General features: G+C 61.2%; 13 protein-coding genes. 1 reads left to right on the forward strand and 12 read right to left on the reverse strand.

Annotated elements, in window-relative coordinates:
* Window positions 1-214: 214 nt before the first annotated feature.
* From HMPREF3120_RS01310 to clpB, 12 genes are all read right to left on the reverse strand, one after another.
* A complete protein-coding gene (locus tag HMPREF3120_RS01310; protein ID WP_070450102.1) occupies window positions 215-1,387 on the reverse strand; it encodes an FUSC family protein in 1,173 nt (390 codons plus the stop codon).
* Between the two features lie 81 nt (window positions 1,388-1,468).
* Complete coding sequence (fbaA, locus tag HMPREF3120_RS01315) at window positions 1,469-2,503, reverse strand: class II fructose-bisphosphate aldolase (protein WP_070450105.1); 1,035 nt, start codon at window positions 2,501-2,503, stop codon at window positions 1,469-1,471.
* 57 nt (window positions 2,504-2,560) lie between these two features.
* Entirely contained in the window at window positions 2,561-3,748 is a 1,188-nt protein-coding gene (locus HMPREF3120_RS01320; RefSeq protein ID WP_070450108.1) for a hypothetical protein, read from the reverse strand.
* Between the two features lie 19 nt (window positions 3,749-3,767).
* Window positions 3,768-4,277: a cysteine hydrolase family protein gene (locus HMPREF3120_RS01325; RefSeq protein WP_070423261.1), complete on the reverse strand. Its 510-nt coding sequence runs from the start codon at window positions 4,275-4,277 to the stop codon at window positions 3,768-3,770.
* A 42-nt stretch (window positions 4,278-4,319) separates the two neighbouring features.
* Window positions 4,320-5,534 carry a glycoside hydrolase family 76 protein gene (locus HMPREF3120_RS01330; protein ID WP_070450111.1) on the reverse strand — a complete coding sequence of 405 codons (1,215 nt, stop codon included), beginning with the start codon at window positions 5,532-5,534 and terminating at the stop codon, window positions 4,320-4,322.
* An 81-nt stretch (window positions 5,535-5,615) separates the two neighbouring features.
* A complete protein-coding gene (locus HMPREF3120_RS01335; protein ID WP_070423341.1) occupies window positions 5,616-6,233 on the reverse strand; it encodes a TrmH family RNA methyltransferase in 618 nt (205 codons plus the stop codon).
* Window positions 6,234-6,288: 55 nt separating this feature from the next.
* Window positions 6,289-6,819 carry an orotate phosphoribosyltransferase gene (gene pyrE / locus HMPREF3120_RS01340; RefSeq protein ID WP_070423263.1) on the reverse strand — a complete coding sequence of 177 codons (531 nt, stop codon included), beginning with the start codon at window positions 6,817-6,819 and terminating at the stop codon, window positions 6,289-6,291.
* Window positions 6,816-7,658 (reverse strand): type III secretion system chaperone family protein, encoded by an 843-nt coding sequence (locus HMPREF3120_RS01345; RefSeq protein WP_070450131.1) that lies wholly within the window; start codon window positions 7,656-7,658, stop codon window positions 6,816-6,818. The genes pyrE and HMPREF3120_RS01345 overlap by 4 nt, the downstream gene beginning before the upstream one ends.
* A 36-nt stretch (window positions 7,659-7,694) precedes the next feature.
* Window positions 7,695-8,540 carry a sulfurtransferase gene (locus HMPREF3120_RS01350; RefSeq protein WP_070450114.1) on the reverse strand — a complete coding sequence of 282 codons (846 nt, stop codon included), beginning with the start codon at window positions 8,538-8,540 and terminating at the stop codon, window positions 7,695-7,697.
* Window positions 8,541-8,600: 60 nt separating this feature from the next.
* Window positions 8,601-9,014: a DUF4265 domain-containing protein gene (locus HMPREF3120_RS01355; RefSeq protein WP_070450118.1), complete on the reverse strand. Its 414-nt coding sequence runs from the start codon at window positions 9,012-9,014 to the stop codon at window positions 8,601-8,603.
* Window positions 9,015-9,257: 243 nt separating this feature from the next.
* The gene (gene adhP, locus HMPREF3120_RS01360) at window positions 9,258-10,289 is read right to left on the reverse strand and encodes an alcohol dehydrogenase AdhP (RefSeq protein ID WP_070450121.1); all 1,032 of its coding nucleotides are present in this window, start codon (window positions 10,287-10,289) and stop codon (window positions 9,258-9,260) included.
* 179 nt (window positions 10,290-10,468) lie between these two features.
* Entirely contained in the window at window positions 10,469-13,027 is a 2,559-nt protein-coding gene (clpB, locus tag HMPREF3120_RS01365; protein WP_070450124.1) for an ATP-dependent chaperone ClpB, read from the reverse strand.
* Between the two features lie 385 nt (window positions 13,028-13,412).
* Between clpB and HMPREF3120_RS01370 the strand changes: the two genes are divergently transcribed.
* Window positions 13,413-13,643 (forward strand): DUF2283 domain-containing protein, encoded by a 231-nt coding sequence (locus HMPREF3120_RS01370; protein ID WP_070450128.1) that lies wholly within the window; start codon window positions 13,413-13,415, stop codon window positions 13,641-13,643.
* The last annotated feature ends 142 nt before the right edge of the window (window positions 13,644-13,785 follow it).

Consider the following 13,785-nt stretch of genomic DNA (forward strand, 5'->3'; position numbering starts at 1 on the left):
GACTCCTTGTCCAAAAACTCTATGGACATAACACTACTAGACGATCAGCATTCGGGTTCGAAGTTTTCCCAGGTGATATTGCACATGATGTTCGGTAGCGGCGAGATCGTCTAGTTGTGCCGCGAGGGAGCTAGACGATCAGGGAGCAGGGCGGGCAACAGGGCGGCGCGGCGGAAGGGCGGCTCACCGGCGCCGGCAACAGGGCGGCGTGAAACTAGTCGAAGTCGAAGGTTTCCGGCTCGTACTTGGGCGTCTTGGAGGTCGGCACCAGGGCGGCGAGGGCGGACTCGCGGGACATGCCGCACACCATCAGCAGGTCCACGATCAGGGAGCGGGTCTGCGCGAGGATGGCGTAGGCGGACAGGACGGCATCCTTGGGCACGATATCCATGCCGGCGGCCTGGCCCGCAGCACGCAACTCGTTGACGCATTCCGGGATGACGGTGGCCTGGGCGACGCGGGAGTTCACGTCGTAGACCTCGGAAAGTTCGAGGCAGACGCGGGACAAGGTGTCCAAGAGCTCGATTTGTTGTTCGGTGATGGTGTCGCTGTCCTCGACAAGAACGTGAGCCCGGCGCGCGAGCACACGGGAGGTACGCACCGCGTTGTCCACCGGCGGGATCACGCGCGCCAGGGAGTTGATGTAGCGGCGAGTGCCCCACAAAAACGGAGAGACACGGCTGGCTTCTTCGCCGGACTTGATCGCGGCGGCTAAGTCATCGATACCCGTTTGGGTGCCACGGATTTGCTCGAGGGCCTCGTCGATGATGTTGGGGTTGCGTTCGCGGAGGCCGGTGGCCACGTCGTCGAGAACCGAAGAGACGATGCCCATCACTTTGGACACTTCCGCGCGGGCCTCCGACATCGGAGCCTGAGGCACCAGGGCGATGACTGCCATTGCGATCAGGCAGCCGATGATGGCGTCGATAGTGCGGTCCACGCCGGTGAACTCGCTACCAGGCGGCATGATTGTCGCGATCAGGATCGAACCGATCGCGGCCTGATTATTCACCAGAACTGACTTGCTCAAAAACGACGCGATCAACAACGACCCGGCGACAATCACCGCGATCTGCCAGCCGCCGGCGCCGAGCCGGTAGAAAATCAGGTCGCCCACCAGCACGCCGAGCACGCAGCCCATGGCCATCTCCACCGACTTCGACACACGGTCGCCGCCCGTCATGCCAATGATGATCACCGTGGCAATCGGGGCGAAAAACGGCCGGGCGTGACCCATCACGTCGTGCGCAATGTAGTACGCGAACCCGGCGGCCAAGGCGATCTGCAAAATTGGCAACAACCGCTTCCGCACACGCTTCACCCGCGACTGCAGCGACTTATCAACCAACTGCAGACGCGCGCGCGTGCCCATCCTCTGCTTAGCCATGGTTAAACAGCTTAGGCCCGAAAGGGAAAACCTCCCTGGGCTGTGGGGCCCGGGGAGGTGGTGTCGTCGATAAGCAGTGGCTTACTTGGAAACCGACTTGCCCACCGAGTGGAGGTCCTGGCACGCCTCGATGACGCGCGCAGCCATAGCGTTCTCGGCCTTCTTCAGGTAGGAACGCGGGTCGTACATCTTCTTGTTGCCCACCTCGCCATCAATCTTGAGCACACCGTCGTAGTTCTCAAACATGTGCGAGACAACCGGGCGGGTGAACGCGTACTGAGTATCCGTGTCCACGTTCATCTTGATCACGCCGTAACGTAGGGACTCCTCGATCTTCTCCTTCTCGGAGCCGGAGCCGCCGTGGAAGACGAAGTCGAACGGGTTCGTGCCCTCAGCCAGGCCGAGCTTCTTCTCCGCAACCTTCTGGCCCATATCCAGGACCTCGGGGCGCAACTTCACGTTGCCCGGCTTGTACACGCCGTGGACATTGCCGAAGGTGGCAGCCAGCAGGTAGCGGCCATTCTCGCCGGTACCCAGGGCATCAACGGTCTTGGCGAAGTCCTCCTCCGAGGTGTACAGGTTCGCGCCGGCCTTCGCCTCAACGCCGTCCTCTTCACCACCGACAACACCAATCTCCACCTCGAGAATGATGTTCGCAGCGCGAGCCTTAGCAAGGAGTTCCTGGGCGATCTCCAGGTTCTCGTCGATAGGAACCGCGGAACCATCCCACATGTGGGACTGGAACAACGGCAGCTCGCCGGCGTTCACGCGCTCCTGGGAGTAAGCGATGAGCGGACGCACGTAGTCGTCGAGCACTTCCTTCTGGCAGTGGTCGGTGTGCAGCGCAATGTTGACGTCGTAATGCTTCGCCACCTCATGCGCAAACGCAGCCAACGCCTTCGCGCCCGTCACCTTGTTCTTCACAGCCTGACCGGACGCAAACTCCGCACCACCGATGGAGAACTGAATGATGCCGTCCGACTCCGCCTCCGCGAACCCCTTGATGGCCGCGTTGATCGTCTCCGAAGACGTGCAGTTAATCGCCGGAAACGCGTAGCCGCCCTTCTTGGCGGAATCCAGCATCTGGTTATAGACCTCGGGGGTTGCGATAGGCATGAAAATCCTCCTGGGATTGGGACCGTTTACGCACACCAGTATGCCCGTTTTAGAAAACTACCGCTGACGGAAAACCACAATGCCCCCAACAGTGGCCAAGAGGAGCCACGCAGCGAAAGAAAACGGGTGGGTAGCAAACGTGTTTGGGCGGAGTGGAAGCTCGACAAGAAGCTCGGCTAGACCCGCTACACCGAAAACCCACGCTGCGAATTCAATGAGTCTTCGGCCTTTTAGGTTCGAGCGTTCGTCGTAATACGCCATCGTTGCAACAGCAGATTCGAGGTTTGTCTCGGCTCGAGCTATTTCGGCGTCGAGATCACTCGAACGATTGATTTCGTCCAACAAGCTTGAGTGGAGTGCAGGTGAATGAGCCCCTAAGCGTTCACGGTGCCGTGCGACAACCAATACAAAGTCAGACTGGAGGAATCGCATTTTGGAGGATCCCTTCGAATCGAGTCCTGCGAGGTCAACCTGTGCTGCCATCTTCGCGGTCTTGTGTGCAGCGAGCCAGGTCGACTGAACTCTGAATTCACTAAGTGAGACGAGTTCCTCTAGTCCTGAACAACTTGCCCCGATAACGCTGGCCGACCAGCTGCTCCAGAAACGGTGCCCTTGACTATCAATGATCGGGCACGGAAGATTTGGGATTGTTCCATTGATTCGGTCTACCAAGTGGTTGGTCGACGGAAGGTTGGCTTGATCCAGTCCTAGGGAACAACCAACATCTCTTGGATGCAGAAGCGCGTGGACCAAGCGATCGTCGACGGGCTCAGATACCGCGTAGACCGAGAATGAATATTCGTGCACCGCGTCGTTTGCAGAACCTCGGAAGAGTTCCCGACGGTAACGCTCCTGAATCTTCCGAATGCGCCGAATCAATTCTTCGACTTCACGCACTGCCTCATCCGGTGAATCGCTGAGTGATTGCTGGAACAGAACACGATCCCGAAGCGCGTTTGCCACGGATGCAACTGGCTCTTCCCCGATATCAGCGCGGTAGTCGAATTGGTATCGGGCCACTCCGTACCCGGATTGGGAAAGATAAAGCAAGGTATCGCCCTTTGAGACGATTGCATACGTGCGTGGTAGCAACAATGCTTGATCGCGCGTACCAAACACTTCCGTGCATTGCTCCCACCCGAGAGCTCGGAATTCGCCTTCGATACGAGCTATAACGCGCGCATCTGTGATCGGCCCACCGACATCTGTCGGCGCAAACTCGTATCTTGTAAACCCCCACTGCATTTCGCCCCCGAAATTGTTCCTACGCTGCGGTGTGTCCGCGCGTGTGTTTATAACCGATTGTCCGCCCCATCAGACGTGCCGCGGCAGCGTCTGCTTCGGGGCCACCGTTTGTGGCGCAACCCGCTAGGTCCACATCAACATTGACGCCATGGTCAAAGAGGTACGCAGCGTTTTGCAAAACGCACACGTCAGTATCAATGCCGACAAGGGTAGCCCCCGAAATCCCGTGAGACTTCAGTGCAGAAAGCAAAGCCTCGCCGCAACCGTAGGTGTCCTTGTCGATGATGATGTCCGCGCGCTCTTCCACGAGCCGATCGAGCTGCACTTCCTCAGGCGAGGACAACCGATCCCAGTTAATGCGGGTACGGAACGCCGACCCATCAGGGTTGAAAAACCTGGTAGCGATAACCAGGTCAAACTCATCAGAAGCGAGGAGCTCGTGCACGCGCGGTAGGCAACGCGACGTGTAGTCGGACAGGAATCCTGCCTGCACATCAACGACGATCAACGCCCGCTTGTTCTTCTGCATGCGTCCCGAGCACCTCCCTTTGCCACAACGGTGCTCACGATATTACGCCATTGCTGCAGACACCTTCGCCGCTGCTTCAAGCAGCATCCAGCCGGAGAGTTGGACGGAGAGGTCGCGTTCGTCGATACGCACGAGCCCCACGGCCTCGCTAATCGACGCCGGCCCCAACCCATAGTTATGCGGCAGTCGCGCATCCTCGGTCCACTCCGCGGCGAAAACCGGCAGGCCGTCGACCTCCAGGCGGTGCGACCACAGCGACTCCGCGGACTGCATGACCAGGCGCGCCGCGATCTTTTTCGTGGCGATGTTCTCCTTCGAATCCTCCGGCAGACGCGTGGCCACGTCAGCGAGGTAGCGCGCGAGAATACCCTTGAACAGGCCGCCGTCGCCCTCGCCGGACTCCTCCGGCGGGCTCAGCAGCACGCCCTGCGGAGTGGCCATCTCCAGGGCGATGGCCTGCACGATCGCGCGGATGTGGGTGATGTAGAACATGGAAGCGTCGGCGCGCTCGGAGTTTTCGAACGAGTCGATGGGTTCGTCGTGGGCGAGCCCGACGTCCTCGCGAAGCGCGAGCGCGATCTCCAGGCTCGCGCCGAGCACCGTACCCTGGTTGTAGGTGTAAATCTTATCGACGACCTCAGGCCCCGACATACGCATCCGAACACCGTCGCTGAGCAGACCGTCCTCGCGCACCAGGTTGTCAAAGATCCAGTCAACGATTTCGCGCGCCTTATCCAACCGGCCCGTGCGCGCGAACACCATCGCGGCGGTCGCGTTCGACGGAATGTTGTAGAACGTCTCCCCAGTACGCCACGGCAGCACGCCCACCACCGGGTCGATGCCCGAGAGCAGGTCAAACTCCAGATCCTCGAGCACCTTCGAGCGTTTCGACGACACCTTGCCGTTATTCTTCGGCAACTGCCCCGCACGCGCCCAGGCAAGCGCAAGCCACGCCTTGTCGTCGTAGTAAATGTTGCGGGTCAAGCGGCCGCGGCTACGCCCCTGGATCGTGCGCATCGTCTGGAGGATCCGGCGTCGACGCGTCTTCGTCGGACGTCGCATCGCCGCATCCACCTGGCAATCCAGGTACTGCGCCTGCCACCAGTAATGCCAGTGCCAAAACAGCTTGTCTTTCAGCCCCGGCGGCCAGGCGACGACGGCCATGTTGGTCTTCGGCAACATCCAGAGCTTCTGGGCGTGACGTTCAGTAATTGCCGATTCCGCCAAATCAGCACGATGCGCCCAGGTTTCAGGCACTGATGTCTCCTCTAAGTAGTGACGTTTCCACGTGTGTTGCCAGTTATTTTGCCTGTTATATTGCCAGACCGCGCCGTTTTGCTACCACGCGTGAGACAGGTCTGCATGCTGGCGGATCCAGGCATGCATGGCGATCCCCGCCGCCACGCCCGCGTTAATCGAGCGCGTCGAGCCGAATTGGGCGATTGAGCAGGTCATCACCGCCGCCTCCTGGGCGGCCTCGGTCACGCCGGGGCCTTCCTGCCCGAAGAGGAGCACGCACTCGCGGGGCAGCTCGGCTGTTTCCAGGGGTACGCATCCGGGGGTGTTATCGATGGCCACGACAGCGATGCCCTCGCCGTTCGCCCACTCGATGAGATCCGCGACCGTTTCGTGGTGACGAATATGTTGGTAGCGGTCCGTCACCATCGCGCCGCGCCGGTTCCAACGCTTCCGGCCCACGATGTGGACCTCCTTGGCCAGAAACGCGTTCGCGGTGCGCACGACCGTGCCGATGTTCATGTCGTTTTCAAAGTTCTCAATCGCGACATGGAACGGGTGCCGGCGCGTATCCAGATCTGCGACGACCGCGTCCAGCGACCAGTAACGGTAGGCGTCGACGACGTTTCGGGTGTCGCCGTGTTCGAGGTACTCCGGGTCGTAGCGCGGATCATCCGGCCACTCGCCCTCCCAGGGGCCCACACCGTGGCGGCCCTCCATCCACTCGGTCGGGCCCTTTGCTGGCTCTGCGCCGTCCCCGGCGCTGTTTTCTAACTCAGGCAAGCCCGAGATCCTCCAGGCCCAGCAGGTAGCGGTACTCCAGGCCGGCGTCCGCAATCACCTTGTCCGCACCCGTCGCACGATCCACCACCGTGGCCACCGCAACCACCTCGGCGCCCTCCGCACGGCAGGCCTCCACCGCGGTCAGCGGGGAGTTGCCGGTCGTGGTGGTGTCCTCCACCACCAGCACGCGCTTGCCCTTGATGGACGGGCCCTCGATGCGGCGCTGCATACCGTGCTTCTTCGCTTCCTTGCGCACCACAAACGCGTCGATCGGGCGCCCCTCCGCATGCATCACGGCAGTAGCCACTGGGTCCGCGCCCAGGGTCAGGCCGCCAACAGCGTCGAAGTCCAGATCAGCGGTCAGTTCACGCAGCAGTTTGCCGATCAGCGGGCTGGCCTCGTGGTGCAGCGTCGCGCGACGCAGATCCACGTAGTAATCAGCCTCCTTGCCCGACGACAGCGTTACCTTCCCGTGCACCACGGCAAGCTCTTTGACCAGTTCAGCAAGTTGTTCTTTCATCATTTCTCCTCAGAATCAAAAATCGACGACGGTCCCTGCACACGCTTGACCCGTGTCAGGTCGGTGCCGGTGCGCTCGTCGCCAGCAATCGCGGCAACATCGTCGCCACCAAGATCGCGCTCCTCGACCTCACCGCGCTCCCCACCCGTGACCCGCGTGGGCAGCTCCACCGGATCCTCCGGCCGCTCAGGGCCCGCTTGCTTCTCGACGACCCCCTGCACCTTCTCCTCCCCCACCCACAACGGAGCGTCCTCGACCGGCGGGAGTGTGCGCGCAGCATCCGCCAGCAGCGCCACCGCGGCCAACGACGCATCCCAATCCTGCGCTGTGGAACCCGGCGCGAACTGGGCAATCACCCATGCCCCCTCGAACCACACCGCGTTGACTGCGGGCGGGAGGGTGGATAGGGCGGTGCGCACGCGGTCGTCGATAAGCCTGCGCGCAGGGCCAACACTCGTGGCATGGACCGTGAACGCGCCCTCGCGGGTGGCCTCCACCAGGTCATCGTCGCGCTGTGTCGGCTCGAACCCGTCGCGGCGCATATCCACCACAACATCCGCCTCGCGGCCGGTGGGTACCGCAAGCACCGTCGTCTCCCCCAAATCCGCCAAGTGCAGATCATGGCCGAACGCGGAGCCCGACACGACCTCGCGCGCCGTCGCCCCCGCAGACGCCGCACCACGACGCCACTCCGCCGCCAGCAGATCGTCTACCTTGGCAAACGTAAATCCGTGCTGCCGCGCCCACGCACGCCGTGGGCTTCGTTCACGCGCATCAGCGACAAACAGCGCAACACCAGCGGCGAGCGCCACAAACGCGAGAACTAACAGCACAGCAATCATCAGCGACGATGTTACAGCGCCCGCCGACACGACACGCTAAACACGCGTAACCACGCGGTTCTCCTTATTCGCACTCCACTGCGACCAACCGCCCACATAGTGCGTCAACACCGGCAGGCCAGCGTGCTCCATCGCCGCCAACAACTTCGCCGAGTGGTTGCCCGAACCCGAATACGTAATCACGCTCTGCGGGTCCGTGTTCTGGGTAATGCCGACCTCCGCCAGGCGGCCGCGGATGGTGTTGGTGTCCTTGATCAGGTGCGTGGTGTCGTCGAAAAGATCTGTCACCGGCAGATTCACCGCACCCGGAATGTGACCCGCGCGCAGGTCCAGGATCTCGCGGCGGCCTGCGAAACGGCGCGCGCTCCTCGCGTCCAGGATCATGCCCTCAAACTCGCGGACATCCTCCATCGACGCCGTCGGCATACTCCCCGGCTCCAGGCGCTCCGGCTCGCGCGGCACCACAATGCCACCCGGCCCCGCCACCGTGGGGAGCTTCTCGCGCTTCCACGCCGCAAACCCACCATCCACGATGTGCACATCAGTCACGCCCACCCAACGCAGAATCCACCACGTGCGCGCCGCGAACAGCCCGTTGCCACCGTCGTAGATGTACACCGGGCGATCCTCCTCGATCCCCCAATTCGCAACCGCCTTCTTCACCACACCAAACGCCGGCAACGGGTTACGCCCCGCCTTGCGACCCGGCAGCCCCGCCAACTGCGACGACGGATCACAAAACAACGCCGTCGGCACATGCTCGGACTGAAACTTCGACCACGCCTTACCGGCCTCCGGCTCCCACAGCGAAGCAATAACGGTCTGCTTCAGGCCAGCCTGAATACGTTCATTGAGATCCGCGGCAGAAACGAAAACGCTCATGCGCGCAAGTGTAACGAGGTTTCGGGGTCGGGGCGCGGTGTAAGGCGGTTGGTGCCGCTGCTAAGCCATGTAGCCCGGAGCAAGCTGAATCGCACCCTGCTCCGCCAAACCGCCAAGCCACTCCGCGATTCCCTCGCGCGGACAATCCGCACCAATGCTCGCCGCCAACATGCCACCAGGGCCCAACTCCACGCGACAACCAAACGCCAGCAGCGTCGCCGCAATCTCCTGCGGACTCTCATCCTCCGGCAACACACGCACCGTCGACGCGCCCCCACGCACCACCACACGATCCACATGGAACGCGCCCCCAACCAGCACGCACTCCACAATGTCCCCCAGCGCGAGCGTCGTATCGACGAACGGCACACTCGCCACCACAAACAAATTCGACCCAATCTGCTGAGCCCGAAGCTGCTCACTCTCCACACCAGGAATGACAACACGGGTGAGAATCGTCGTAGTCGGCTGCATAAGGGGCAGTGTATCGCGGAGTGGCCGGATTGTTGGAAGGGTTGGTGGAAGGGTTGTTGGTTTGTGGGCTTTCGGTGGCTGTGCGCCGTCGCCCCCTTCGACGAAGTCACAGTGCTAAACGAAACGAGGGCCTTGCAAGCAACAAATGCTTCAACAAGACCCTCACCGCCGAAGACAAGGTCTATCAAGACGGTCTGTCGGCTAGTGTACAGAAAAACACGCCACAGGCGAAGAGCGGAACGCCTAGTACTTGATGGACATACGGCCAGCGATCTTGCCGTTGCGCATGTCCTCAAACACCTTGTTCACGTCGTCGAGCTCGCACGCCGTGACATGCGGCTTCACCTCGCCGCGGGCGTAGAAGTCGAGCGCCTCCGCCATGTCCTGACGGGTGCCGACCAGCGAGCCGCGGATGGTGATGCCACGCAGCACGATGTCGAAGATCGGTGCCGGGAACTCCCCCGGAGGCAGACCGTTGAAGACGATCGTGCCGTTGGAGCGGCACATCGCGATGGCCTGGCCGAAAGCAGCCGGGTGCACCGCCGTGACCAGCACGCCGTGCGCGCCGCCGTCGGTGAACTCCTGCACAGCCTCACCCGGGTCGGTGTTAGCAGCGTTAACGGTGAACTCGGCGCCGAGTTCCTTGGCGAGTTCGAGCTTGTCGTCGGCGATGTCCACCGCGATCACGCGCATGCCCATGGCCACGCCGTACTGCACCGCGAGGTGGCCGAGGCCGCCGATGCCGGAGATGACCATGAACTGGCCCGGCTTCGTCTCTGCTTCTTTGAGGCCCTTGTACACGGTGACGCCAGCGCAGAGGATCGGTGCGACCTCGACTGGGTCGGCGCCTTCCGGGATGCGTGGGGCGTATCGCGTATCGACGAGCATGTACTCACCGAAGGAACCATCCACCGTGTAGCCGCCGTACTCTGCCTGCTTACAGTACGTCTCACGGCCGGTACGACAGAACTCGCACTCACCACATGCGGACCAGAGCCAAGCGTTGCCGACCATGTCGCCAACCTTGACCGAATGCTCACCCGGACCCAACTCGATGACCTCACCGACGCCCTCGTGACCAGGCACGAACGGCGGAGCCGGCTTCACCGGCCAGTCACCTTCCACTGCGTGGAGGTCGGTGTGGCAGATGCCGCTGGCGGAGAGCTTCACCAGTGCCTGGAACGGGCCCGGCTTGGGAAGGTCGATTTCCTTGACATTGACGGTTGGGCCGAACTGTTCGGCAACTGCTGCGCGCATAGAAGTTGGGGTGGACATGTGGTGCTCCTTTCCTAAAGGGGACGGGGGCCATGAATGATACGGATCACACCGGGGTACGTCGAGTGAATTGAAACACGTTTTCATTAAGCGACAAATGTCCGGGAAAAGGAGCGTACAGAAGAAAAGGCCGGGCGGATTTTCTCCACCCGACCTGGGCTTACAGCGACAGCACCGAACTAGGCGGCGGTGACGCCAGCAGTAACGTCGAGGAACTCGCCGCCGTCGGCAACATCAACGTGGACGGTGTCGCCGTCGCGGATGTCACCGGCCAACAACTTCTTCGCCAGACGGTCACCGATGGCCTGCTGGATCAGGCGACGCAGCGGACGAGCGCCGTAGGCCGGGTCGTAGCCGCGGTCAGCCAGCCAAGACTTCGCCGAATCCGACACCTCCAGCACCAAGCGACGGGCGGCGAGACGCTCGGCCAGGCCCTCCAGCTGAATGTCGACGATGCCGACCAACTGGTCCTTGCTCAGCGGATCGAACACCACAACATCGTCGAGACGGTTGATGAACTCCGGCTTGAAGTGGCGCTTCACAGCCTCCATGATCTGGTCGCGGTCACCACCAGCGCCCAGGTTGGAGGTCAGAATCACCACCGTGTTGCGGAAGTCGACGGTGCGACCCTGGCCGTCGGTGAGGCGCCCCTCGTCCAGCACTTGGAGAAGCACGTCGAAGACGTCGGGATGGGCCTTCTCTACCTCGTCGAAAAGCACGAGCGAGTACGGACGACGACGAACAGCCTCAGTGAGCTGGCCGCCAGCGTCGTAGCCGACGTATCCCGGAGGGGCACCGACCAGGCGCGCAACCGAGTGCTTCTCGCCATATTCGGACATGTCGATGCGGATCATTGCGGTTTCGTCGTCGAAAAGGAACTCCGAAAGCGACTTGGCCAACTCCGTCTTACCCACACCCGTCGGGCCGAGGAAGAGGAACGAGCCGATCGGACGGTTCGGATCCGCCACGCCCGCACGGGAGCGACGCACCGCGTCCGACACCGCGACGACGGCTTCTTTCTGGCCGACGACACGCTCACCCAGCACAGATTCCATGTTGAGCAGCTTCTCGGTCTCACCCTGCATCATCTTGCCGGCCGGAATGCCCGTCCAGGAAGAGACGACATCGGCGATGATGTCCGGCGTGACTTCCTCCTCCAGCATCGTCTTGTTGCTGGCCTCAGACTCCGCCTTGGCTACCTCCGCCTCCAGTTCGGGGATGCGGCCGTAGCGCAGCTCGGAGACCTTGGCGTAGTCGCCGTCACGCTCCGCAATCTCGGACTCGTTGCGCAGGCGCTCGAGCTCCTCCTTCGCGGACTGGACCTTGTTCACCTCAGCCTTCTCGTTTTCCCAACGCGCCTTCATCTCACCGAGACGTTCACGCTGATCAGCGAGTTCCTCGCGCAGGTGCTCGAGGCGCTGCTTCGACGCCGCGTCAGACTCCTTCTGCAGCGCGATCTCCTCGATTTCTAGACGACGAACAATACGCTCCAGCTCATCAATCTCCTGCGGGGAAGAATCGATTTGCATACGGAGGCGGGAGCCGGCTTCGTCGACAAGATCGATCGCCTTATCCGGCAGGAACCGGTTCGTGATGTAGCGGTTGGAAAGCTCCGCCGCCGACACCAGCGCCGAGTCCTGGATGCGCACACCGTGGTGCACCTCGTAGCGCTCCTTCAGGCCACGCAGAATACCGATCGTGTCCTCGACCGTCGGCTCCCCAACGTAAACCTGCTGGAAGCGACGCTCCAGGGCGGCATCCTTCTCGATGTACTGACGGTACTCATCCAACGTCGTCGCACCGACCAGACGCAGCTCACCGCGAGCCAGCAACGGCTTAATCATGTTGCCGGCATCCATCGCGGAATCACCGGTGGCACCGGCGCCGACGATGGTGTGCAGCTCGTCGATAAACGTAATGATCTGACCGTTCGACTCCTTAATCTCATCGAGCACAGCCTTCAGACGCTCCTCGAACTCACCGCGGTACTTCGCACCCGCAACCATCGAGCCAAGATCCAACGAAATCAGGGTCTTGCCCTTCAGGCTCTCCGGGACGTCGCCCGCCACAATGCGGCGCGCAAGCCCCTCAACGATCGCAGTCTTACCGACGCCCGGCTCACCGATCAGCACCGGATTATTCTTCGTACGACGGGAAAGCACCTGAACCACACGGCGGATCTCCGAATCGCGGCCGATCACCGGGTCAATCTTGCCCTCACGCGCACGAGCAGTCAGGTCCGTCGAGTACTTCTGCAGCGCCTGGAACTGATCCTCCGGATTCTCCGAGGTGACCTTCTTGCCACCACGAACCGACGGGAACGCCTCCTTGAGCGCCTCAAACGTTGCGCCACGCTTCTGCAGCAACTCCGCTGCATCGTCCTTGCCCTTTGCAATCGCGGCGAGGAGAACATCGGCGGAAACGTATTCGTCGCCAAGTTCACCTGCAAGATCCTGCGCAACACTCAGCGCCGTCTGCAGATCCCTATTAATCCCCGGGTTGGCCATGCCCTGGCCCTCCGCGCTCGGGTAACCACTAATCAGCTCGCCAGCCTCGCGCGCCACCGTCTCCGGATCCACACCCGTGGCCTTGAGCACCGGGGCAGCAATGCCGCCGTCCTGCTTCAGCAACGCCTCAAGCACATGAGCCGGGCGCATATCCGGGTTCCCCGCAGCCGACGCACGCATCTGCGCTTGCTGCAAAGCCTCCTGCGTCTTCTGTGTGTACTTCGATGCCATATCGCATCATCCTTTCGTGCCTAAATTTTGTTTCGCACTATGTGTAACGCACGAGAAGTTGAGTCTGTTCCTGTCAACGCGAAAAAAGTTGCGCGAGAGTGGCTCAAGGTGGGTTTGGTGGGGAGTTTGGCGGGACGTTCCCGGGCAGTTCGTGCTGGTCGTCTAGTTACGCTTCAATGCGAGCTAGACGATCAGCTTTCGGCAGGGAGGCCAGCTCCCCTGAAAGGCCGAAGTACACAGTTTCCCGACCGGCAAATAAATACTGTGCAAGCCAACATGCACAAGTAGCATTACGGCCATTACGCCACCCTGAGACCGGCAACGAGATCCGAATCATTGTCAACAAGTCGAACGGAAACGTGATTACTGTTACGAAAGTCAAGAAATGAATTTTGATTATGACCCAGAAGCTGACGCAGCCTATCTAGCCATAGCAAGGTCAGACATCCTTCCGGAAAAACAGATATCAGCAATAACTACAGAAGGAATGGAAGGGGAGATAGAGATAGACATTGACAAAAATGGCAAAGTTATTGGTATCGAGTTTGTCAATGCTTCCTCGATCCTCCCCCTAGATTTCCTTAAAAATCAAACTGGATCTAATAGCCCGAACTAAAGGGGCGTGTCACGGGTGAACTAGCCCCCGAAAGTTGGACTGGTTTAATTCTCGGTGGTTAGGGCTTCAAGGGTCTGATTCCGACACTGCATTGGGGTTAGTCCCTTGAGTGTGTTTTGTCAAGTTGTTTTAGGCCGTTTCG

Source organism: Corynebacterium sp. HMSC11D10, assembly GCF_001806995.1.
Taxonomy (GTDB): domain Bacteria; phylum Actinomycetota; class Actinomycetes; order Mycobacteriales; family Mycobacteriaceae; genus Corynebacterium; species Corynebacterium coyleae.